Origin of the sequence: Litoreibacter albidus, assembly GCF_900107015.1 — a bacterium.
GTDB classification, from domain to species: domain Bacteria; phylum Pseudomonadota; class Alphaproteobacteria; order Rhodobacterales; family Rhodobacteraceae; genus Litoreibacter; species Litoreibacter albidus.
The window spans coordinates 233400-254080 of record NZ_FNOI01000004.1 but is presented as its reverse complement, the minus strand read 5'-3'; the positions used below and the strand labels follow the sequence as shown (position 1 = coordinate 254080).

The 20681-nt window shown below is 59.9% G+C and carries 24 protein-coding genes; 18 read left to right on the top strand and 6 right to left on the bottom strand.

Features of this window, described 5'->3' with window-relative positions:
- Nucleotides 1-3 precede the first annotated feature (3 nt).
- Nucleotides 4-1197 (bottom strand): ADP-forming succinate--CoA ligase subunit beta, encoded by a 1194-nt coding sequence (gene sucC / locus BLW66_RS11670; protein WP_089947338.1) that lies wholly within the window; start codon nt 1195-1197, stop codon nt 4-6.
- A gap of 225 nt (nt 1198-1422) precedes the next feature.
- Between sucC and BLW66_RS11665 the strand changes: the two genes are divergently transcribed.
- Nucleotides 1423-2439, top strand: coding sequence for a glycosyltransferase family 2 protein (locus BLW66_RS11665; protein ID WP_089947337.1), 1017 nt, complete (start codon nt 1423-1425; stop codon nt 2437-2439).
- Nucleotides 2440-2698: 259 nt separating this feature from the next.
- A complete protein-coding gene (locus BLW66_RS11660) occupies nt 2699-3418 on the top strand; it encodes a hypothetical protein (protein ID WP_089947336.1) in 720 nt (239 codons plus the stop codon).
- Nucleotides 3419-3530: 112 nt separating this feature from the next.
- On the opposite strand, the gene mdh is transcribed toward BLW66_RS11660, so the two are convergent.
- A complete protein-coding gene (mdh, locus tag BLW66_RS11655; protein ID WP_089947335.1) occupies nt 3531-4493 on the bottom strand; it encodes a malate dehydrogenase in 963 nt (320 codons plus the stop codon).
- A gap of 164 nt (nt 4494-4657) precedes the next feature.
- Here mdh and BLW66_RS11650 point away from each other — a divergent pair, with 164 nt between their 5' ends.
- Entirely contained in the window at nt 4658-5410 is a 753-nt protein-coding gene (locus BLW66_RS11650) for a sulfite exporter TauE/SafE family protein (RefSeq protein WP_089947334.1), read from the top strand.
- A gap of 24 nt (nt 5411-5434) precedes the next feature.
- Here the strand turns inward: BLW66_RS11650 and BLW66_RS11645 are convergent, their stop codons facing one another.
- Complete coding sequence (locus BLW66_RS11645; RefSeq protein WP_089947333.1) at nt 5435-5755, bottom strand: hypothetical protein; 321 nt, start codon at nt 5753-5755, stop codon at nt 5435-5437.
- 311 nt (nt 5756-6066) lie between these two features.
- On the opposite strand from BLW66_RS11645, the gene BLW66_RS11640 reads away from it, so the two are divergent.
- From BLW66_RS11640 to creD, 14 genes are all read left to right on the top strand, one after another.
- Nucleotides 6067-6918 carry an HpcH/HpaI aldolase/citrate lyase family protein gene (locus tag BLW66_RS11640; protein ID WP_089947332.1) on the top strand — a complete coding sequence of 284 codons (852 nt, stop codon included), beginning with the start codon at nt 6067-6069 and terminating at the stop codon, nt 6916-6918.
- Nucleotides 6915-7487 (top strand): NnrU family protein, encoded by a 573-nt coding sequence (locus BLW66_RS11635; protein WP_089947331.1) that lies wholly within the window; start codon nt 6915-6917, stop codon nt 7485-7487. The genes BLW66_RS11640 and BLW66_RS11635 overlap by 4 nt, the downstream gene beginning before the upstream one ends.
- On the top strand, nt 7487-7690 hold the full coding sequence (locus BLW66_RS11630) for a DUF1737 domain-containing protein (protein WP_089947330.1): 204 nt from the start codon (nt 7487-7489) through the stop codon (nt 7688-7690). Before BLW66_RS11635 ends, BLW66_RS11630 begins: the two co-directional genes overlap by 1 nt.
- Entirely contained in the window at nt 7690-8721 is a 1032-nt protein-coding gene (locus tag BLW66_RS11625; RefSeq protein WP_089947329.1) for a MaoC family dehydratase, read from the top strand. Before BLW66_RS11630 ends, BLW66_RS11625 begins: the two co-directional genes overlap by 1 nt.
- Before the next feature lie 192 nt (nt 8722-8913).
- Nucleotides 8914-9297: a succinate dehydrogenase, cytochrome b556 subunit gene (gene sdhC / locus BLW66_RS11620; RefSeq protein ID WP_089947328.1), complete on the top strand. Its 384-nt coding sequence runs from the start codon at nt 8914-8916 to the stop codon at nt 9295-9297.
- Between the two features lie 11 nt (nt 9298-9308).
- Nucleotides 9309-9680: a succinate dehydrogenase, hydrophobic membrane anchor protein gene (gene sdhD, locus BLW66_RS11615; RefSeq protein ID WP_089947327.1), complete on the top strand. Its 372-nt coding sequence runs from the start codon at nt 9309-9311 to the stop codon at nt 9678-9680.
- Nucleotides 9681-9698: 18 nt separating this feature from the next.
- Nucleotides 9699-11504 (top strand): succinate dehydrogenase flavoprotein subunit, encoded by a 1806-nt coding sequence (gene sdhA, locus BLW66_RS11610; protein WP_089947326.1) that lies wholly within the window; start codon nt 9699-9701, stop codon nt 11502-11504.
- Nucleotides 11504-11797: a hypothetical protein gene (locus BLW66_RS11605; RefSeq protein ID WP_089947325.1), complete on the top strand. Its 294-nt coding sequence runs from the start codon at nt 11504-11506 to the stop codon at nt 11795-11797. Before sdhA ends, BLW66_RS11605 begins: the two co-directional genes overlap by 1 nt.
- Nucleotides 11794-12090, top strand: coding sequence for a hypothetical protein (locus BLW66_RS17940; RefSeq protein ID WP_170833466.1), 297 nt, complete (start codon nt 11794-11796; stop codon nt 12088-12090). Before BLW66_RS11605 ends, BLW66_RS17940 begins: the two co-directional genes overlap by 4 nt.
- 5 nt (nt 12091-12095) lie before the next feature.
- Complete coding sequence (locus tag BLW66_RS11600; protein ID WP_170833465.1) at nt 12096-12788, top strand: FkbM family methyltransferase; 693 nt, start codon at nt 12096-12098, stop codon at nt 12786-12788.
- Nucleotides 12785-13117: a hypothetical protein gene (locus tag BLW66_RS11595; protein WP_089947323.1), complete on the top strand. Its 333-nt coding sequence runs from the start codon at nt 12785-12787 to the stop codon at nt 13115-13117. Before BLW66_RS11600 ends, BLW66_RS11595 begins: the two co-directional genes overlap by 4 nt.
- A gap of 6 nt (nt 13118-13123) precedes the next feature.
- A complete protein-coding gene (locus BLW66_RS11590; RefSeq protein ID WP_089947322.1) occupies nt 13124-13528 on the top strand; it encodes a hypothetical protein in 405 nt (134 codons plus the stop codon).
- A 17-nt stretch (nt 13529-13545) separates the two neighbouring features.
- Complete coding sequence (locus BLW66_RS11585; RefSeq protein ID WP_089947321.1) at nt 13546-14325, top strand: succinate dehydrogenase iron-sulfur subunit; 780 nt, start codon at nt 13546-13548, stop codon at nt 14323-14325.
- A gap of 35 nt (nt 14326-14360) precedes the next feature.
- Entirely contained in the window at nt 14361-15773 is a 1413-nt protein-coding gene (gene creD / locus BLW66_RS11580) for a cell envelope integrity protein CreD (RefSeq protein WP_089947320.1), read from the top strand.
- Between the two features lie 60 nt (nt 15774-15833).
- Here the strand turns inward: creD and deoD are convergent, their stop codons facing one another.
- The 3 genes from deoD to BLW66_RS11565 all read right to left on the bottom strand — a co-directional run bounded on the left by deoD (nt 15834) and on the right by BLW66_RS11565 (nt 19678).
- A complete protein-coding gene (deoD, locus tag BLW66_RS11575; protein ID WP_089947319.1) occupies nt 15834-16538 on the bottom strand; it encodes a purine-nucleoside phosphorylase in 705 nt (234 codons plus the stop codon).
- Between the two features lie 44 nt (nt 16539-16582).
- Nucleotides 16583-17626, bottom strand: coding sequence for a fatty acid desaturase family protein (locus tag BLW66_RS11570; protein WP_089947318.1), 1044 nt, complete (start codon nt 17624-17626; stop codon nt 16583-16585).
- 72 nt (nt 17627-17698) lie between these two features.
- Nucleotides 17699-19678 (bottom strand): protein meaA, encoded by a 1980-nt coding sequence (locus BLW66_RS11565; RefSeq protein WP_089947317.1) that lies wholly within the window; start codon nt 19676-19678, stop codon nt 17699-17701.
- Between the two features lie 200 nt (nt 19679-19878).
- On the opposite strand from BLW66_RS11565, the gene BLW66_RS11560 reads away from it, so the two are divergent.
- Nucleotides 19879-20676 carry a bestrophin-like domain gene (locus tag BLW66_RS11560; protein ID WP_139254564.1) on the top strand — a complete coding sequence of 266 codons (798 nt, stop codon included), beginning with the start codon at nt 19879-19881 and terminating at the stop codon, nt 20674-20676.
- The last annotated feature ends 5 nt before the right edge of the window (nt 20677-20681 follow it).

Below are 20681 nucleotides of genomic sequence, written 5' to 3'. Positions count from 1 at the left end.
GTGTTATCCTTTCACCGCTTTAACGATCTTCTCGGCGCCGTCTTTCAGGTCGTCCGCTGCGATGATGTCTACGTCGGAGTTGTTGATGATGGCTTTGCCCTCTTCAACGTTGGTCCCTTCAAGGCGCACAACCAATGGCACCTGCAGGCCCACTTCTTTCACGGCCGCCACAACGCCCTCTGCGATCACATCGCAGCGCATGATGCCGCCGAAGATGTTCACGAGGATGCCTTTGACGTTAGGATCGGAGGTGATGATCTTGAACGCTTCGGTCACTTTCTCTTTGGTGGCGCCGCCACCTACGTCGAGGAAGTTGGCAGGCTCAGCACCGTAGAGTTTGATGATGTCCATTGTGGCCATCGCCAGACCGGCACCGTTCACCATGCAGCCGATTTCACCGTCCAGAGCGATGTAGTTCAGGTCATATTTGGACGCTGCCAACTCTTTGGGGTCTTCTTCGGTTTCGTCACGCAGTTCCGCGATGTCGGCGTGGCGGTACATGGCGTTGCCGTCAAACGCCATCTTGGCGTCGAGGCATTTCAGGTCGCCCTTGTCGGACACGATCAGCGGGTTGATTTCCAGCATCTCCATGTCTTTTTCGATGAACAGTTTATAGAGCGTGCCCATCAGTTGAACGCACTGCTTGATCTGGCCGCCCTTGAGGCCCAGCGAGAACGCGATGCGGCGACCGTGGAAGGCTTGGTAGCCTGTGGCCGGATCGACGGAGAAGCTGAGGATTTTCTCAGGGGTGTTTGCTGCGACTTCTTCGATGTCCATGCCGCCTTCGGTGGAGCACACGAAGGACACTCGGCTGGTCTGGCGATCCACCAGCAGCGCAAGGTACAGTTCGGTCTCGATGCCGGAGCCGTCTTCGATGTAGATGCGGTTCACTTGCTTGCCAGCAGGGCCGGACTGGTGCGTGACCAACGTGCGGCCCAGCATCTTCTTCGCCTCGGTCGCGGCTTCCTCAACGGATTTGCACAGACGCACGCCGCCAGCTTCGCCAGCGTCGGCTTCTTTGAAGGAGCCTTTGCCGCGACCACCTGCGTGGATTTGAGCTTTCACAACCCAAAGCGGGCCGTCCAACTCACCAGCTGCGGTTTTCGCGTTTTCAGCGGCGAGGACGACACGGCCATCGGAGACCGGTGCGCCATAAGAGCGAAGCAGGGCTTTCGCTTGGTATTCGTGGATGTTCAAAACTCTCTCCTTGAGTCAGGGGGTTCTTATTCGTGATACATGGGAAACCCTTCGCGCAAACGCTGAATTTGGCCTGACGGCCAGAAAAGCGACATTTGTGATCACACGATTTAAAGCTGTGATCACAAAAGTGATGGGTGAGGCGAATCGCAATAGGCATTGACGACATGGACACACGCTGGGACTTATAAAACATGAAGAATAGATCAGTTAAAGGCCCCGCCCATGACCGTTCCTAGCTGGGGCGTGGTGGGCACGATGGATGAGCCGCCCGAACTTGTGGCGGCCTACGCGGCCCATCATCTGTGGTCTGGCGCGTCCGCGGTGCACATTTATCTGGACCGCGACAACCCGCGCACCCGTGCGCTTCTGGCCCCGTTGAAGGCCGTTCATGTCACCGTTGCCGATAAGGCCTATTGGCGCTCGGAGATGGACATCAAAGTGCCCAAAACCCATCAACGCCGCCAAACCCTGAACGCGACGCACGCCTATAACGTCACCGATGTGGACTACCTGATCCACCTTGATGCAGACGAGTTTGTGCATCAGGTGGAGCCCTTGGATGCCGAGCTTCGCCGCCTGCAACGGATGCGACCGGGGCACTACCTGAATATTCCCAATCTGGAACGGGTCTGGTTGGAGGGCGAGCCGCGCGACAGTATATTCAGCCAGAACTTCCGCCTGCCAACAAAACATCTGGAGGGGGATTTCGATGCGCTGGTGCTGGACGGCGCGGGGCTGACGCGCTTCGGGTTGACGGGCCATAGCGAGGGCAAGGCGTGCTCCCCGACGGGCTACGACTATGTACTGGGCATTCACCGTCCGCATTTCGACACCGATCGCCCGTGGACATTCCCCGGCGTGAAGCGGTCGCGTTCGTCGGTGATCTTGCATTTCGACGGGATGACGCGGCTGCATTGGGTCTACAAACGGCTGCGCAAGGCGGTGTTTCGCAAGTTGCAGGCAGGCCAGCCGATTACCGAACAGATGCAGGCCCAGATTGATGCGATTGAGGCGGCTGGCGGTGACATGGCGGCGGCGAACGCGCTGCATGACCGTATCAAGGTGCACGGCGTGTTGGCAGATGCGCTGCGGGCGGAGGATCTGCTGCTGGAGATCCCGTTTGACGTCTCGCGCGGGCTCGAAGCGTTGTTGCCGCAAGAGCGGTTCGACCTGTCAGCGACCCAGTTTGACGGGTGGTTGAGGACGGAAAAGGCTGAGTTTTTCCGCCAGATCGACTGAAAAAGCGCGCTCGGGAGCGTCTTTTTATGTGCGTGACCTTGCGTAACATGGGCAAGACTTTGGCCGGAAGATTAACGCGGAAGGATTACTAACGATTTGATATTAGAGGTAAAAGGCTGATTTTCCCTTGTTTCTTAGGGTTTCGTTAATCTCCAGTTAACCACTCTTCTCAATGCCGGCATGATCCCGACAGATTCTGAACACAATCGAATTCAAATATAAAACTAATGAATGAGGTTTATTAGAGAAGGGACTTCAGATGTTCGGTTTTAAGAAAACATGCGCATTCGCGCTGGCAACGACACTCACAACCCTCCCCGCACAGGCATTAGACTTGGGCGTTTCGGCGAGCGTAGGCGGCATTGGCGCCTCCGTGTCTGCGGGCCTTGGAGGGTCCAGCAACAATGGCGGCATTTCTGCGTCAGCGGATGTCGGCTCCACTGGGTCCAATAGCTCTGGCGGGTCGGTTGCGTCGGCCTCTGTCGGTGTAGGCGGGTCAGGCTCCGGTTCTGGCTCCCATTCGGGCGGTATTAATGCAGACGTCAATATCGGCTCAAGTGGTGGGTCCAATTCCAACTCCGGCGGCGGTTCTGGTGGCGGTGGCGTTAACGTGAATGTTGGCGTTGGTGGTGGCAGTGGCTCTGGCGGCGGCACGACAACCAACAATGGGAATAAAGCGCCAGTTGTGCAGGCCAGCCTACCTTCGCGCAACCGGAACAACTCAAGCGCCGTCGCGCCGCTGCGTCTGAAGAAAAGCGACATCGTGGGGATGTTGGTGATGGACAGCAACGGCGTGCCGGTGGGCTCTGTTCTGCGGGTGAACCGCATCCTGAGCAGCACTATTGATCTGACGGTCAAGTTCAGCAGCATGCACTTCGGCAAGTCGAAGCTGGGCCGGATTTCCTTCCCGACGAACCGCCTGAAAAGCGAAGGCGTGCACCTGCGCGTCAGCTTGAACACTCTGCAAGACAGCTACTAAGCCGCTCGCGGGGATTGGAACTTAGGCCAGCCCCCGCGCGCTTCGGCTAAAACGAAAAAGGCCCGCCCCAGATGATCTGGGGCGTGCCTCTCTAATTGATGAGGCAGGTGGCCTAGGCCAGTGTGCCGTCGATTTCTTTGCAGGCTTTAACCAAGCCTTTGACCGCATCCACGGATTTGTCGAACATGGCTTGCTCGTCTTTGGCCAGCTTGATGTTCACCACGCGCTCAACGCCGCCTTTGCCGATCACGGTGGGCACGCCCACGTAGAAGCCGTCCAGCCCGTAAGCGCCTTCAACGTATGCCGCACAAGGCAGCACGCGCTTTTGGTCTTTCAGGTAGCTTTCGGCCATCTCGATTGCGGAGGTCGCAGGTGCATAGAACGCGGAGCCGTTGCCCAGCAGGCCAACAATCTCTGCGCCGCCATCACGGGTGCGCTGAACAATTGCGTCCAGTTTCTCTTGCGTGGTCCAGCCCATGTCTACCAGATCCGGCAGCGGGATGCCCGCAACGGTGGAGTAACGTGTCAGCGGCACCATTGTGTCGCCGTGGCCGCCCAGAACGAACGCGGTGACGTCCTTCATGGAGACTTCGAATTCGGTGGCAAGGAAGTGGCGGAAGCGGGCCGAATCCAGAACGCCAGCCATGCCGCAAACTTTTTCGTGGGGCAGGCCGGAGAATTCGCGCAGCGCCCAAACCATCGCGTCCAGCGGGTTTGTGATGCAAATGACAAATGCGTTTGGCGCGTTGGCTGCGATGCCTTCGCCAACGGATTTCATCACCTTGAGGTTGATGCCCAAGAGGTCATCACGGCTCATGCCGGGCTTGCGTGGAACGCCAGCGGTCACGATGCACACGTCTGCGCCCGCGATGTCGGCGTAATCCGTGGTGCCTTTGAGTGTCGCGTCAAATGGACCGGCTGGGCCAGCTTCAGCGATGTCGAGCGCTTTGCCCTGTGGGGTGCCGTCTGCGATGTCGAACAGGACGACGTCGCCAAGCTCTTTCAGTGCCACAAGGTGAGCAAGCGTGCCGCCGATTTGTCCGGCGCCGATCAGGGCTATTTTAGGTCTGGCCATGTGAATGGTCCTCAGTCGGTTGATGTTGGGGGCGATGGGTAGCGCCTGCGGGGGAGTCGCGCAAGTGTGCCGCAGCGCAGAATCGCCAAACGTGAACTTGTCGGCCTGTTTGGGCGAGGTGTTAGCTGTTGAACTAAAGGTGTTTTTCGCTCTAGCTGGCTGTCATGGAGTTTGACGCCACCTTTTTTGCCCTAGCCCTGCCGGCCGCCTTCATCTCGGGCGTTGCGAAAGGCGGGTTCGGCGGCGGTGCCGCTTTCGTGGCAACCGCGATTCTTGCGATTTTCCTGCCGCCAGCGACGGCGCTTGGAATCATGTTGCCGCTTTTGATGATTGCGGATGTCGCGACGTTACGCCCGTTCTGGGGCAAGTGGCATTGGCCAAGCGCCAAGGCTTTGATCCTTGGCGGCATACCGGGCGTGGTTCTTGGCGCGTTGCTATACAAGGCCACGAACCCAGATGTGCTGCGTGTCCTGATCGGGGTGATTTCTGTGGGGTTTGTGGTGTTTCAAGTCGCGCGGTCACGCGGCTGGCTGCGGGTTGCGCAGTCGGGGTTTAACAGCCGCCGTGGGCTGATCGCGGGGTGCGTGTCGGGGTTCACCAGCTTCGTCAGCCACGCGGGTGGCCCACCGGCGGCGATTTTCCTGTTGGCGCAAGGTATGGGCAAAACAACCTACCAAGCGACGACGGTAATCACATTCTGGGCGATTAACGCCATGAAGGCGGTGCCCTACGCCTTCCTCGGGGTGTTTAGCTGGGACACCGCGCGGGCGGATCTTTACATGATCCCGCCTTTGCTGATCGGGGTCGCGGTCGGCGTCTATGCCCACCGCGCCATGCCGGAACGGTATTTCTTTCTGGTCACCTACATCCTGTTGCTAGGGGCAGGTGGCAAGCTGATCTTTGACGGGCTGACCTAGCCGTCGGGAGGTTTTGGCGTGTTATCAGGCGGGGGCACCAAGGACTGCGGGAAGCTGTTCTTCCACCACCTCGAAGGAGTTGCCCGCTGCCACAAGGCAGGTCATCCCGTTGGGGTGGGTCACGGTGATCGTCCATGTGCCGGTGTCGCTGGACGCGTGAAGCTCCACGATGCCATTGTTTGCCGCCAGCCCGATGGAGCGGCGCGTTTCGCCGAATTGGCCGGTCAGCTTGGTGATGACGGCGGCGCGGTCTGCGCACATGTTGCGCGTCTGCGCGGCGGTCATATTGGCGGCCATAACCAAGATCACAAATCCAAGAGAAAGCCCAAAGAGGTGTTTCGTCATTTTAACGTTCCTTTCGGTGGGGACACGCCATATTCCGGCGGGGCCAGAGACAGTAAGGGCAGCAACGGCAGGCCATTCAGGCCGCACGGTCGTTCGCTGCAACGGGCTCAGGGTTGGTGAAAACGGCAAAGATCAGGTTAAGCGGGCGAACGGCGCGCCGCTTTTGCAACGGGTAAATGTGGACAAATTTATCCGGTTCGGGGCGAAACCCCACAAGAAGTCGCAGCTTTTCTGCGGTGCGGCAAATCACCTGTTGCAGCCTGCGCTGTGGTGTGGTGAGTAATTAAATAACAAAACAGGAGTTGAATTTGATGCAAAACGTCGCGCACCCCTATCGCTCGGTCCTCTACATCCCCGGTTCAAAAACGCGGGCACTGGAAAAGGCGCAAGGCCTGCCTGTGGACGCCATCATCTTCGATCTGGAGGACGCGGTGTCGCCGGACGAGAAGGTCGCCGCCCGCGAATTGCTGGCCGAAACACTGCGCACGGCGGACTACGGCCCGCGAAAATGCATCGTGCGGGTAAACGGCGCGGATACGGCGTGGGGTGCGGATGACCTTGCCACCTTCATTGACGTCGCACCGGACGCGATCTTGCTGCCAAAAGTCGAAGACACCGCCACCGTTGCGGATTTGGCGGCGCGTGTGACGGGGGACACCAAAATCTGGGCGATGATGGAGACACCACGCGGCATCCTGAACGCTGCCGCAATCGCCGCAGCCCCGAAGATGGAAGGCTTCGTGATGGGCACGAACGACCTTGCCAAAGACCTCGGCTCGCGCGGGCGCGCCGCGATGACCACCAGCCTGCAACTGTGCCTTCTGGCCGCGCGGGCGCAGGGATTGGTCTGCGTTGACGGAGTTTACAACGCCTTCAAGGATGACGACGGGTTGCAGGCAGAATGCATGGAGGGCCGCGACATGGGATTTGACGGCAAAACGCTGATCCACCCCGCGCAGGTCGCCATCACCAACGCAGTTTTCGGCCCCTCCACAGAGGAGTTGGAGCTGGCCCGACGCCAGATAGATGCCTATGAGCAGGCGAAGGCCGATGGGCAGGGCGTTGCGGTTGTTGATGGTAAAATCGTGGAAAACCTGCATGTTGAGACAGCGACGCGGCTGTTGGCCAAAGCGGATGCAATCAAATTACTGGAGGGCGCATGACGCTACTTATACTCGGGGTCCTGATCTGGGCCTTTGCTCATTGGCTAAAACGGCTTGCACCTGCTCTGCGGGCGTCCATGACCGACAAGATGGGGGAGGGCTCCAAGGGGGTCATCACCGCCGCGTTAATCCTGTCCATCGTGTTGATGGTGGTGGGGTACCGCAGTGCGGACTTCATCGCCGTATGGTATCCGCCGAGCTTTTTCGGCCACATCAACAACCTGTTGATGTTGCTTGCGTTTTACGTATTCGGCGCATCGGCGGCGAAGCCTGCGAAAGTCTGGCTGGGGACTAAAATCCGCCACCCGCAGCTAACGGCTGTTAAAATCTGGGCGATCGCCCACTTGCTGGCAAATGGCGATTTGGCGTCGATCATCTTGTTTGGCGGGATGTTGGCGTGGGCTGTGATCTCGGTGATCATGATCAACCGCGCCGAGGGGCCGTGGACGCCGCCCGCGCAGGCTCCGGCCAAGAAGGAAATTGTTTTGCTTGTGATCTCGCTGGTGCTCTTCACCGTTGTGGCAGGCATCCATGTCATGTTGGGCGTAAGCCCGTTCGGAGGTGTATAATGAAAATTTACCGTTTGCTGACCGAGGACGACACATCCGCGTTCTGCCACAAGGTGTCCGACGCCTTGGCCAAGGGCTGGGAGTTGTATGGCGACCCGACCTACGCCTTTGATGCATCCAATGGCGTGATGCGCTGCGGCCAAGCCGTCACCAAAGACATCGAGGCCGATTACAGCCCAGACATGAAGCTAGGGGCGCAGTGATGAGCAAGACCAACGCGGGGCGCTTTTTCGAGGATTACGCCGTTGGTGACGTGATGGAGCACGCGGTGCCGCGCACGCTGTCCGGTGGGGAGCGGGCGATGTACCACGCGCTTTATCCCGCGCGTCATGCCTTCTATTCGTCCGACGAGTTCGCACGCGATTGCGGTCTGCACGAGGCCCCGCTGGATGACCTGATCGCGTTCCACACGGTGTTTGGCAAAACGGTGCCCGATATCTCGCTCAATGCCGTCGCCAATCTGGGCTATGCGGAAGGGCGGTTTTTGAAGCCTGTGCACATGGGCGACACCATCAGTTCGCGCTCCGAAGTGATCGGCGTCAAGCAGAACTCCAACGGCAAAACCGGCGTCGTCTGGGTGCGCACGACGGGCAGCAATCAGCTGGGCGAAGACGTGTTGAGCTACGTGCGGTGGGTGATGGTGCGCAAAGGCAATCTGGACGCGCCAGCGCCGGAGACCGTCGTGCCAAAGCTGGCCGATGCTGTTTCGGCGGCTGATCTGGTGGTGCCTGAAGGGCTGAGCTTTGAGGATTACAATTTCACCCAAGCGGGGGAGCCGCACCGGCTGGGCGACTATCAGGTTGGGGAGAAGATCGACCACGTGGACGGCGTCACCATTGAAGAAGCCGAACACATGCTGGCCACCCGCATGTGGCAGAACACCGCCAAGGTGCATTTTGACAGCACGGCGCGGGACGGCGGGCGGTTGATCTACGGTGGACACGTAATCTCCTTGGCGCGGGCGTTGTCGTTCAACGGCTTGGCCAATGCGCAGATCATCGTGGGGCTGAACTCCGGCGCCCATGCCAACCCCTGCGGGGCTGGCGATACGGTTAAGGCGTGGTCCGAAGTGCTGGAAATAGCCGAAACGGACGCTCCCGGCATAGGCGCAATCCGCCTGCGTCTGGTGGCGCAAAAGGCCGAGGCCGCCCCGTTCTCCCTGAAAGGCGACGACGGTAAGTACCTGCCTGACGTGCTGCTTGATCTGGATTACTGGGCGCTGATGCCTGTTTAGGGGGGCTTTGGCGGTGCGGATGCCTGCGCGCCGTAAATTTGTGATCACGCGGCGGAAAAGCGTGATCACAAAAAAGATAATTCTTCTGAATTGCTACAAATCACCGCGCATTTGACGGCGGATGGGGCGTGACTCAGTCTGCGAATAGTCTAAAGATAGCGCGCAAACATCGTAGCAAACGAAGGACGCGCCATGGCTGACGTCAATCGGGGAAACAGACCGCTTTCCCCTCACATCATGATCTACCGCCCGCAACTGACTTCCATGTCGTCTATTATGGTGCGGATTACGGGCATTGGACTGCTGGTTGCAGCCGCCCTTGTCGTTTGGTGGCTGATCGCCGCCGCCAGTTCCGAAAGTGCCTTTGCGTTTATTGATGGCCTATGGGGCAGCTGGATCGGCAAGCTGGTGCAGTTGCTTGCGACGTGGGCACTGTTTTACCACGCCTTGGGCCGGCTGCGTCACGTGATCTGGGATCTGGGCTACTGCGTTGAAGTGAAAGCCTCCGAGAAGATGGCGATTGGCATGTTCGTTCTGGCCACGGTCTTCACCCTTATTACAATCATCTTGGTATAGGAGCGCGAGTTATGAGTTATCTAACAGACAGAAAACGCGCGCAGGGCATGGGGTCCGGTCGTCAAGGCACAACGCACCACTGGCACATGATGATCAGTTCTGTGGCGCTGATCGTGATGACGCCGATTTTCATCCTCGTTTTCGGGGCAGGATTTGGCGGCACCTATGAAGAGGTTCTGGCCTATTTCGGGCGCCCGTTCCCCGCAATCGTGACAGGTTTGACGCTGATCGCGGCGGTTGTGCATTTCACGTCCGAGGCGAAAGAGGCTGTGGAGGACTACGTCCACGGCGCGGCCCAGAAGCTGACGCTGATCGGTCTCACCATCTTTTGCTACACGCTGATTGCGGTCGGCCTTTTCGCGCTTGCGCGCATCGCACTTTAATCGGAAGGCCCTGAAGTTATGGCTGCTTACGAATACGAAACTCACGAATATGATGTTGTTGTGGTTGGTGCTGGTGGTGCTGGCCTGCGCGCGACGCTGGGCATGGCCGAGCAAGGCCTGCGCACCGCTTGTGTGACCAAGGTTTTCCCGACACGTTCCCACACTGTCGCCGCACAGGGCGGTATCGCCGCGTCGCTGTCGAACATGGGTCCGGACAACTGGCAGTGGCACATGTATGACACCGTCAAGGGCTCCGATTGGTTGGGCGACACGGACGCGATGGAATATCTGGCGCGCGAAGCCCCCAAGGCGGTATATGAGCTGGAGCACTACGGCGTTCCGTTCTCGCGCACCGAAGAAGGCAAGATCTACCAGCGTCCGTTTGGCGGCCACACCACCGAGTTTGGCGAAGGCCCCCCCGTGCAGCGCACCTGCGCCGCAGCGGACCGCACCGGCCACGCCATTTTGCACACGCTTTATGGCCAGTCGCTGAAGAACAACGCGGAATTCTACATTGAATACTTCGCCACTGACCTGATCATGAACGACGAAGGTGTCTGCACCGGTGTTATGTGCTGGAAGCTGGACGACGGCACGCTGCACCTGTTCAGCGCCAAGATGGTCGTGCTGGCCACGGGCGGCTATGGCCGCGCTTACTTCTCGGCCACATCCGCGCACACATGCACAGGCGACGGCGGCGGCATGGTGGCCCGTGCGGGTCTGCCTTTGCAGGACATGGAGTTCGTGCAATTCCACCCGACCGGCATCTACGGCGCAGGCTGTTTGATCACCGAGGGCGCACGCGGGGAGGGGGGCTATCTGACCAACTCCGAAGGCGAGCGGTTCATGGAGCGCTATGCGCCGACCTATAAGGATTTGGCGTCACGCGACGTTGTATCGCGCTGTATGACCATGGAAATCCGCGAAGGGCGCGGTGTTGGCGCGCAGGGGGATCACATCCACTTGCACCTGAATCACCTGCCACCGGAAACTTTGGCGCTCCGTTTGCCGGGTATCTCGGAAAGCGCGCGCATCTTTGCGGGCGTCGATTTGCACAAAGAGCCGATCCCAGTGCTGCCAACCGTGCATTACAACATGGGCGGCATTCCAACCAACTATTGGGGTGAGGTGTTGAACCCGACGTCAGACAACCCCGAAGCCGTGGCCCCTGGCCTTATGGCCGTTGGTGAAGCGGGCTGTGCGTCGGTTCACGGCGCGAACCGTCTCGGCTCCAACTCCCTGATCGACTTGGTGGTCTTTGGCCGCGCGGCTGCGATCCGTGCCGCCGAAATCGTCAAGCCGGGCACCCCGAACCCCGAGATGCCACAAAAGGCCATCGACGCGGCGCTGGACCGGTTCGACGGCTTCCGCCACGCCAAAGGGGACACATCGACCGCAGAGCTGCGCTTGGAGATGCAAAAAACCATGCAGGCAGACGCTGCTGTGTTCCGTACCGACAAAACGCTGGCCGAAGGTGTTGAGAAAATGACGGCAGTTGCCGCCAAGATGGGCGACATCAATGTGACCGACCGGTCTTTGGTGTGGAACTCCGACTTGATGGAAACGCTGGAACTCGACAACCTGATGCCGAACGCGATGGCCACAATAGTCGCCGCCGAGGCCCGCAAAGAAAGCCGTGGCGCGCATGCGCATGAGGATTACCCTGATCGGGATGACGTGAACTGGCGGGTGCACTCCTTGGCCCACGTCGATGGCAACAAGGTGAACCTGAGCACACGGGGCGTTCACCTTGACCCGTTGACCACCCAAGACGAAGGCGGGATTGACCTCAAGAAAATCGCGCCAAAAGCCCGCGTATACTAATGCGCTGGCTGGCCCCATTGTTGATGTTGGCGGCCTGCGCCCCTGTTCCGGTCTCGCCGGAGCGGGCGGCGCAGCAGTGCCGCGAAGAAGTGGGGCTGGCCGACGGTATCCATGGTAATATCGGGGTCGGAGTAGGAACGGGCGGCGGCAAGGCGCGCGGCTCCATCACCATCACCGACAAGGTGTTCCGCCCGCAGTCTGCGGATGATGCTTTCGCGGAATGTATGGACCGCAAGGTGACGGGTAAGCCGCAACCTACGACGTTTGGCGTCACAATCGGGGGCAAGACATGAAGAAATTCGCAGTTCTGATGGCGCTGGCCGCCTGCGGCGTGCCAACCACGCAGGCCCCGACGCAAAACCAAAGCGGCCGCATTGCGCAGTTCATCGCGGATGTGTCTCCGCAATTGTCCCCCGCAGAGCAAAGGATAGCGGCGGCCTGTGGCACGCAGTCTGCCACGCCGGAAGAACTGCAAAGCTTGGCCGCGCAGGATGGCTTGGATGCCGCAACCACGGGGCTTATCTCCGAAATCATGACCCGCGACGGCAGCTTGGCTTGCATGTCCAGCAACGGGGTGTTGCTCTGAGCGATGTGGCCGACATACGCCGCGCGGCACGCGAGGAGGGGTTTATCCTCCACCCGTGGAAAACGCGCCCGCCTTACCTGAAGGCCTATGAGTTCGCGCCGGACTTCGTGATCGACGTGGGCGTGCATGAAGGCACGCCGTGGCTTTACCGCAGCTTCCCGCAGGCGCACTTCGTGTTGGTCGATCCGCAAGCGGAATGCGAGGCGGCAGTGAAAGCCGGTGTCGCGCCGAAAAGTTTCGACTTCCGCGCGGTGGCCCTTGGGGCGGAGCAGGGCAAGGCCGTGCTGTCGGTGCCGGAAACAGAGCCGGGCAAAGGCGGCGCAATGGCCAGCCTGAGAGAGCGCACGGACAAGCTGGCCCGCAGCTTCTCCGCCGTTGCCAAGCGTGAGGTGCCGGTGATCACCCTCGACATGCTGACCGCCGACATGCCGGGGCGCTTGGGATTGAAAATAGATACGGAAGGCTTCGAATTCGAAGTCCTGAAAGGCGGCGCGGAGACGTTGAAGCGCTGCGACTTCGTCATTCTAGAGATGTCCGTGACGCAGCGGTTCAAGGGCGTGGCCCCGCCGTCTGCAGTAATTGCGGAGTTGGCGAAGGCCGGTTTGGAATTCCGCGACGTGCTGGCGATGGCCGCGCATGCGGGCAAGAAGGCGCAACCGCGCCACATGGATGTTTTGTTCACAAGGTGGGCCGCATGAAGCTGATACTCATTCCCGTCATGGCCGCGTTGATCGGCCTAAGCGCCTGCGGCGACGACGGCTTGGCCGATCAGTTGACCCGCAAGGAAGCCAAGGACACCGTGCGCCCCGTGTTGGCGAAACGCTTCCCCGGCGTGCCGTTGGAGCCCGCCACCGACTGCGTGATCGACAACGCCTCCGCCGTAGAAATCCTGCAACTGGCCCGCGCCGGTGTGACAGGGCTTGGCCCCGAAGAAACCCAACTGGTGATCGAAATCGCCACCCGCCCAGACACGGTCCAGTGTCTGCTGAAGGACGGGCTTGCCCCCTTCCTGTTGAAAAAGGCTTAAACCGATATGAAGAAATTTCTCATCCCCCTGCTGTTCCTCAGCGCCTGCGCCGACCTTGGCCCCGCAGTGCCCTCGCAAGCAGGAATGAGCCTCGCGGATGCGCGGCAGGCCTATTACGCCTGCCTGCCAAATGCGCCACGCGCAGGGCAGAATGCGGTCGTCGGCAGTTATGTGTCCGGCGTGTTGTTCGGCGGCGTCCTCTTGGGGCCGATTGCCGTCGCGGCGAATGAGAAACAGATCAGGTACAACGGTGAAGCAAGTGGCGTAGATCGCTGCCTGAGCAAACGCGGCTTCAAGCGCCGCGTCCTCACCAAACAAGAGGTGGCAACGATCAACGCCAGCTCCCACACAACGCGCGTGCGTCTGCTGAACCACTTCGTGGCCGGCGGCACTCTCGCTAACTTTTCTTAAGCCTCAGGAGGCATGACATGGTTCAATTGACCCTTCCTAAGAATTCGAAAATTATGGGCGGCAAAACGTGGCCGAAGCCCGAAGGCGCTACGAACGTACGCAAGTTCCAGATTTACCGCTGGAACCCCGATGACGGCAAAAACCCGTCTGTCGATACGTATTTCGTCGATATGGACAAGTGCGGGCCGATGGTTCTGGACGCGCTGATCAAGATCAAGAACGAGATTGACCCGACGCTGACCTTCCGCCGCTCGTGCCGCGAAGGTATCTGCGGGTCTTGCGCGATGAACATCGACGGCATCAACACGCTGGCTTGTATCTACGGCATGGATGAAATCTCCGGCGACGTTAAAATCTACCCGTTGCCGCACCTGCCAGTGGTTAAGGATTTGATCCCCGACCTGACGCACTTCTATGCGCAGCACGCCTCCATCATGCCGTGGCTGGAAACCAAAACCAACCGCCCCAAGAAAGAGTGGCGCCAGTCCATCGAGGACCGTTCCAAGCTGGATGGCCTATATGAATGCGTGATGTGCGCCTGCTGCTCCACGTCCTGCCCATCCTACTGGTGGAACGGTGATCGCTACCTCGGGCCAGCAGCCCTGCTGCACGCCTACCGCTGGATCATCGACAGCCGCGACGAAGCCACGGGCGAGCGTCTGGACGAGTTGGAAGACCCGTTCAAACTGTACCGCTGCCACACCATCATGAACTGCGCGAAAACATGCCCCAAGGGTCTGAACCCTGCTAAGGCGATCTCGCAGATCAAAAAGTTGATGGTCGAACGTCAGGTGTAATGTAATACTCCGGAGCATTGCTTCGGAGTATTTTCATGAAATCTATTGGCTTTCGTTTTCTCATCGTCGGTCTGCTGACCGTCTTGATGTTCATACCGCTGTTCCTTGCTGGCGAGGTGATCGACGCGCGCGCCGATCACAGCCGCAACACCGTGTCTTCTGTCGGGGACGAATGGGGCGGGCCGCAGCGCGTTGCTGGCCCGATGATCGTGATCCCCGTCAAAGGCCCCGTTACCCGCACCGAAACCCGCGAAACGACCACGTTCGTGAACGGCAAACAGGTCGCCTCCACCGAGGAATATGAAGTCACCGAGGTCAAATATAAGTCCTCGGTCTATCTCTATCCCAACGACTACGCCTTCAAACTATCGTCCGAGACCCAGACCCGTGCGCGTGGCGTGTTCCGCGTGCCGGTCTATGTGGCGACCGCTGATATCAAGGCGCAGTTTGACTTTTCGAAAGTCGCGGACGCGCTATATGCGGAGGAAACCATCCTCTGGGACGACGCCACCTTGCGGGTGTCGCTGACCTCCAACAAAGCGCTGCGCGGCGCGGCGGAATTGCGCGTGGACGGCACATCCGTGCAGCTGGAGCCGATCACCGGATCCCTTGGCGAACGCAATCCCGGCGTGGTTGCCGAAATTGGTGACCCGCGCGACACGTCACAATACGATATGACGCTGGGCTTCAACGGCGCGGGCAGCTTTGAGGTGGCCCCCGTCGGGCGCAACTCCGAGGTGTCATTTAACAGCGACTGGCCGCACCCCAGCTTTGCGGGCGCTTTCCTTCCGAACACCCGCACGATTACCGAAAACGGATTTGAGGCGGAATGGGTCATCCCGCATCTGGCGCGCAACCTGCCGCAAATCTCGCGCCAGAACCCTGACGCGACCGCACGGTCCTCCACCGCCTTCGGCGTCGAGTTCTTTCAGCCCAACGACTTCTACCAGAAAGCCTACCGCGCCGCGCGGTACGGCATCTTGTTTATCGCGCTGACCTTCCTCACGATCCTGCTTATTGAGGACCGCTCCAACCGTCCGACCCACCCTGTGCAGTATATCTTCGTGGGTTTGGCGCAGTCGCTGTTTGTGCTGCTGATGGTGTCCTACTCGGAGCAAATCGGCTTTGCTGCCGCCTACGGTGTGTCGGCGGGGGCGACGATCATTTTGCTTACCCTGTTTGGCTTGGTGGCAATGAAGCTTGGCATACGCGCACTGGTGCTTGGGGTGATGCTGGTGCTGCTTTACGGCGTGCTCTACCTGATCTTGCGCAGTGCGGATTATGCGCTGCTCGCGGGCTCCACGCTGGCGTTCTTTGCCTTGGCGGGCACCATGTATCTGACCCGCAACGAGGATTGGTACGGGGAGCCGGGGCATGGGATGATCGACTGGCTCAACGGGAAAACGCCGCCCGCCAAGCCCGCGCCGGACGATAAGCCAACCACCTAAGTAAAAAGCCCGCAACCATATGGCTGCGGGCTTTTTCGTGTTGCTTGGTACAGGTCGTGATCAGGCGAACGCGGCTTCCAATGCGATTTCCACCATGTCGCCGAAGCTTTGCTCGCGCTGGTCTGCGGGCAGGGCTTCTCCGGTGATCAGATGGTCCGACACGGTCAGAACCGCCAAGGCCCGACGCCCGTAGCGGGCGGCAAGGATGTAGAGTTCTGCGGCTTCCATCTCCACGGCCAAAATGCCGTGACGGGTCATTTCCTCGTTCAGGTCTGGGCGTTCGTCGTAGAAGACATCCGCCGAATAGATGCCGCCAACATGCGTTGGCACGCCGCGCTTTTCTGCCGTCTTATAGGCGTTGTGCAGCAGCTCGAAGTCGCAGGTGGGGGCGAACTGCAATTCCTTGAAGATCCCGCGCGACGGGGTCGACAGGCTGGAGCAGGCAGTGGCCAAGATCACATCGCGCACGTTGACCTTGTCCTGCATACCGCCGCACGATCCGATGCGGATCAGCGTCTTGGCGTCGTAGGATTTGATCAACTCGTTCGCGTAGATCGACAGGGAGGGCATCCCCATGCCGGAGCCTTGGATCGTGACGCGGTTGCCCTTCCACGTGCCGGTGAAGCCCAGCATGCCGCGCACTTCGTTGACCAGCTTGACGTCCTCAAGGAACGTTTCTGCGGCCCATTTGGCGCGGTACGGATCACCCGGAAGCAATACGGTTTCTGCGATGTCGCCGGGCTTGGCGCCAATGTGGATAGTCATAAGGGTCGCTCCTTTAAGGCGGGTACCGCACGCTTATATCAGGGCTACTGCGCTGGCGCGAGGGTCTGTTGCGCCGCGATGTCGTCAGCTGCCTTGAAGTCAACCATGCGGCGGCTGTCTTCATCCCAGAGCTTCAGCTTCAGGCATTTGAGGCTGTCGCGGAAGGTCACGCGGCTGGTGCCCGCCAGTTCGGGGTGGTCGCGCAGCACTTCCGGCAGGCGGTAGAACGCAATCTTTGAATACAGGTGGTGAACGTGGTGAATGCCCACGTTACAGCTGAACCAGTTCAGCCACCCCGGCAACACGTAGTAGCTGGAGCCATAAAGCGCCGCATCATGGACCGACCAGTTGCCTTGGTGATCCCACTCCACGCCCTCGAACTGGTGTTGGATGTAGAACACCCACACCCCGCAAAATGCACCGATCAGGGTGGAGGGCACAAAGATGAACAGGATCGGCCCCCAGCCGCCGAAGTAGTAGATGATGCTCAGAACAATGGCGATCGACAGGTTGGTGCCCATCGCGCTGATCCAGTACTCGCGCTTGTCCATCAGGCGGACGGGCAGGCGGTACTCAAGGAAGAAGGAGTAAACCGGCCCGAACGCCAGTAGGAAATACGGGTTGCGGTAAAGCCGGTAGAGCGCTTTGGCAAAGGGGCCCTTGGCGTTATATTCCGCCACGGTCAGCGTCAGTAAATCGCCCATTTCGCGGCGGTCCAGATTGCCGTGGGTGGCGTGGTGCACATCGTGCTTCTTCGCCCAAACGGCGGCGGGGGCGATGCAGATCACCCCAAGACAGCGGCCCAGCCAGCGGTTGGCGGACCATGATTTGAAGATAGCACCGTGGCCGGTGTCATGCTGGATGGCGAACATGCGCATCATCAACATACCGATCAGGATCACGGAAGGGACGGTGACCCAATACATCTCTGCCGATAAGGACCGCCATGCAATCACCCAAAGGAGAACATAGGGCACGAAAGTTGTTGTCAACTCCCAGATAGAACGTGTGAGCGACGGCTCACGATACTCTTTAAGAATAGGGACCCACTCGCGCGCCGGACGGCGCGATGCTTCAGCGTTGCTCATTGGAAATACCTTTGGTCGCAATTCTTGAAGTCGCGACTTTGGCCCAGCACGCTGGCGTGATCAAGTAGGGGTTTACTCCGCGGCGACGTCCGCAGGTTCTACCAATGCCACAAGGTCAAGCATGATGCGGTTCAGTTCGAAGTCCTTCGGGGTGTAAACCTTGGCGACGCCCATCGCCCTCAGCCGCTTTGCGTCGTCCTCTGGGATAATGCCGCCGACAACCACGGGGATATGTCCAAGGCCCGCCGCGTGCATCTTTGCCATCAAGTCCTCTATCAGCGGCACATGCGATCCGGACAGGATCGACAGGCCCACAACATGCGCGTCGTCTTTTAGGGCGGCATCCACGATTTCGTCCGGTGTCAGGCGAATGCCCTCATAGCTGATGTCCATGCCGCAATCGCGCGCCCGCGCGGCGATCTGCTCCGCGCCGTTGGAGTGCCCGTCAAGGCCGGGCTTGCCCACAAGAAACTTGAGGCGCCGCCCCAGCTTGGTGGACACCGCGTCCACCTTCTCGCGGATGTCGTCCAGCCCCTCCGTCCGGTTGGACGGGTTGCGCGACACACCTGTGGGGCCACGGTATTGGCCGAAGGCCTGCCGGATCACATCGCCCCATTCGCCGGTTGTGGCACCGGCTTTGGCGGCTGCGATGGTCGGGATCATAATATTGGTGCCGTCCTTTGCCGCCGCGCGCACGCCGTCCAACGCGGCCTCCACGGCGGCGGTGTCGCGGCTGGCGCGCCACGCCTCAAGCCGCGCGATTTGGTCGGCTTCGGCGTCCTTGTCGGCCACCATGATCGCCTCGTCGCCAGCGGTCAGGGGGCTGTCTTCGTGCTGCTGGAACTTGTTCACGCCCACAACGGTCGTCTCACCTGTCTCGATGCCGCCCAGACGCGCGGCGTTGGCTTCGACAAGGCGGGACTTCATGTATTCAATCGCCTCGTTCGCACCGCCCATGCTGTCGATGGTCGCAAGCTCCGCGCGCGCACCTTCTTTGAGCGCCTCGACTTTGCGGTCCACGGCGGGGTTGCCATCAAACAGGTCGTCGTACTCCAGCAAATCTGTCTCGAAGGCCATGATCTGCTGCATCCTGAGGGACCATTGCTGATCCCAAGGACGGGGCAGGCCAAGGGCTTCGTTCCATGCAGGCAGCTGCACCGCCCGCGCCCGCGCGTTTTTCGACAGGGTTACGGCCAGCATCTCGATCAGGATACGGTAGACGTTGTTTTCCGGTTGCTGCTCCGTCAAGCCAAGGGAGTTCACTTGAACCCCGTAGCGGAAGCGGCGGAATTTTGGGTCCTCCACGCCGTAACGCTCACGGGTGATCTCGTCCCACAGGTCCACAAAGGCCCGCATTTTGCACATCTCGGTCACAAACCGGATGCCCGCGTTCACAAAGAACGAAATGCGCCCGACCATAGCGGGGAAATGCTCCGGCGGGACTTTACCCTTCAGATCATCCAGCACGGCGGTGGCGGTGGCGAGCGCAAACGCCAACTCCTGCTCCGGCGTCGCACCGGCCTCTTGCAGGTGGTAGGAACACACGTTCATCGGGTTCCATTTCGGCAGATGCTGGCGCGTGTAAGCCGCCACGTCGGTGATCATGCGCAAGCTGGGCTTTGGCGGGCAAATGTAGGTGCCGCGCGACAGGTATTCCTTGATGATGTCGTTTTGCACGGTGCCTTGCAGCGCCGAAATGTCCGCGCCCTGTTCCTCAGCGGCAGCAATATAGAGGGCCAGCAACCAAGGGGCCGTCGCGTTGATCGTCATGGAGGTATTCATCTGGTCCAGCGGGATATCGTTGAACAATGTCCGCATGTCGCCCAGATGCGCCACCGGCACGCCAACCTTGCCAACCTCACCCTTCGCCAGAACGTGGTCGCTGTCATATCCGGTTTGCGTCGGCAGGTCGAAGGCGACGGACAGGCCGGTTTGCCCCTTGGCCAAGTTGCCGCGGTAGAGCGCATTAGAGGCCTTGGCGGTGGAGTGCCCCGCATAGGTACGAAACAGCCAAGGGCGGTCTTTTTGGGGTTGGGTCGGCTGGTCAGACATAGGGGCCTCACGTGAATCGCGTTCGGTAATAATATTGCGTTGAATGATTGATACTTGGAATTTTGTGGCTATGTCAATTCGCTGCGTTGCAGAATTTTTGTCGCCCACTAAAACCGCTTCGTGCTTTTTAGTGCCTCAAGGGCTTGATATGTGGCATATAGGCCGGAATTGGCCCTGACGTCTGATTGAGGAGCCAACCCATGGGGCCACGAGAAATTATGTACGACATCAATTCTATCTTACTCGCCGCATTGCTCTTGCTTGCGATGGCCGTGGCGATGCGTCTGGGGCGGATGGTTGGCAAGAAAAGCCAGCGCCACCACAACGACGAAAGCAAATCTCAGGTGGGCGCCGTGCAAGGATCCTTGCTGGGTTTGCTGGCCTTGCTGTTAGGTTTTACCTTCTCGCTGGCGCTTAACCGCTACGATGACCGCTCCCGCGCGGTGGTGTCGGAGGCAAACGCGATTGGCACCGCATGGCTGCGCACGGACCTGCTCAGTGACGCGCGCCGCGATGAGGCCAAGGCCCTGATGAGCCGCTACGGGACCATCCGTTATGAAGCGGGCCGCGTCCCCGCAAGCGAGCCCGTGCGCCGTGCCGAACTGGTCGGCGCAGCGGAGGAGATTTTCGACAAGCTTTGGCAGGTGGCCAGCGCGGAGGTGCAAGAGGTCGGCGGCCCCGCTACGGTCAGCATGACAGCCGCGCTCAATGACATGATTGACGCCTTGGGGGAACGGGACGCGGCGATTGAGCGCCACGTGCCGGAACTGGTGTTGTTCTTGATGTTCGCGACCTTCGTGCTGTTGGGCAGTATCCTGGGCTACAGCTCAGGGCTGACAGCGGTGAAGGCTGGCTTCCCGGTCTACGCGATGTTGATCCTGATCGTGGCGCTGGTCTTCGTTATTATCGACCTCGACCGCCCACGCCGCGGCCTGATCGAGGTGAACCAACAGCCCTTGTTCGCGATCACCAACACGATGTCCGAAGCCGTGAAGTGAGGGCC

Bases quoted from the DNA above. Each gene is read 5' to 3' on its own strand.
- BLW66_RS11665 (WP_089947337.1), top strand. From the start codon at position 1,423: ATGACCGTTCCTAGCTGGGGCGTGGTGGGCACGATGGATGAGCCGCCC.
- BLW66_RS11660 (WP_089947336.1), top strand. From the start codon at position 2,699: ATGTTCGGTTTTAAGAAAACATGCGCATTCGCGCTGGCAACGACACTC.
- mdh (WP_089947335.1), bottom strand. From the start codon at position 4,493: ATGGCCAGACCTAAAATAGCCCTGATCGGCGCCGGACAAATCGGCGGC.
- BLW66_RS11650 (WP_089947334.1), top strand. From the start codon at position 4,658: ATGGAGTTTGACGCCACCTTTTTTGCCCTAGCCCTGCCGGCCGCCTTC.
- BLW66_RS11645 (WP_089947333.1), bottom strand. From the start codon at position 5,755: ATGACGAAACACCTCTTTGGGCTTTCTCTTGGATTTGTGATCTTGGTT.
- BLW66_RS11640 (WP_089947332.1), top strand. From the start codon at position 6,067: ATGCAAAACGTCGCGCACCCCTATCGCTCGGTCCTCTACATCCCCGGT.
- BLW66_RS11635 (WP_089947331.1), top strand. From the start codon at position 6,915: ATGACGCTACTTATACTCGGGGTCCTGATCTGGGCCTTTGCTCATTGG.
- BLW66_RS11630 (WP_089947330.1), top strand. From the start codon at position 7,487: ATGAAAATTTACCGTTTGCTGACCGAGGACGACACATCCGCGTTCTGC.
- BLW66_RS11625 (WP_089947329.1), top strand. From the start codon at position 7,690: ATGAGCAAGACCAACGCGGGGCGCTTTTTCGAGGATTACGCCGTTGGT.
- sdhC (WP_089947328.1), top strand. From the start codon at position 8,914: ATGGCTGACGTCAATCGGGGAAACAGACCGCTTTCCCCTCACATCATG.
- sdhD (WP_089947327.1), top strand. From the start codon at position 9,309: ATGAGTTATCTAACAGACAGAAAACGCGCGCAGGGCATGGGGTCCGGT.
- sdhA (WP_089947326.1), top strand. From the start codon at position 9,699: ATGGCTGCTTACGAATACGAAACTCACGAATATGATGTTGTTGTGGTT.
- BLW66_RS11605 (WP_089947325.1), top strand. From the start codon at position 11,504: ATGCGCTGGCTGGCCCCATTGTTGATGTTGGCGGCCTGCGCCCCTGTT.
- BLW66_RS17940 (WP_170833466.1), top strand. From the start codon at position 11,794: ATGAAGAAATTCGCAGTTCTGATGGCGCTGGCCGCCTGCGGCGTGCCA.
- BLW66_RS11595 (WP_089947323.1), top strand. From the start codon at position 12,785: ATGAAGCTGATACTCATTCCCGTCATGGCCGCGTTGATCGGCCTAAGC.
- BLW66_RS11590 (WP_089947322.1), top strand. From the start codon at position 13,124: ATGAAGAAATTTCTCATCCCCCTGCTGTTCCTCAGCGCCTGCGCCGAC.
- BLW66_RS11585 (WP_089947321.1), top strand. From the start codon at position 13,546: ATGGTTCAATTGACCCTTCCTAAGAATTCGAAAATTATGGGCGGCAAA.
- creD (WP_089947320.1), top strand. From the start codon at position 14,361: ATGAAATCTATTGGCTTTCGTTTTCTCATCGTCGGTCTGCTGACCGTC.
- deoD (WP_089947319.1), bottom strand. From the start codon at position 16,538: ATGACTATCCACATTGGCGCCAAGCCCGGCGACATCGCAGAAACCGTA.
- BLW66_RS11570 (WP_089947318.1), bottom strand. From the start codon at position 17,626: ATGAGCAACGCTGAAGCATCGCGCCGTCCGGCGCGCGAGTGGGTCCCT.
- BLW66_RS11565 (WP_089947317.1), bottom strand. From the start codon at position 19,678: ATGTCTGACCAGCCGACCCAACCCCAAAAAGACCGCCCTTGGCTGTTT.
- BLW66_RS11560 (WP_139254564.1), top strand. From the start codon at position 19,879: ATGGGGCCACGAGAAATTATGTACGACATCAATTCTATCTTACTCGCC.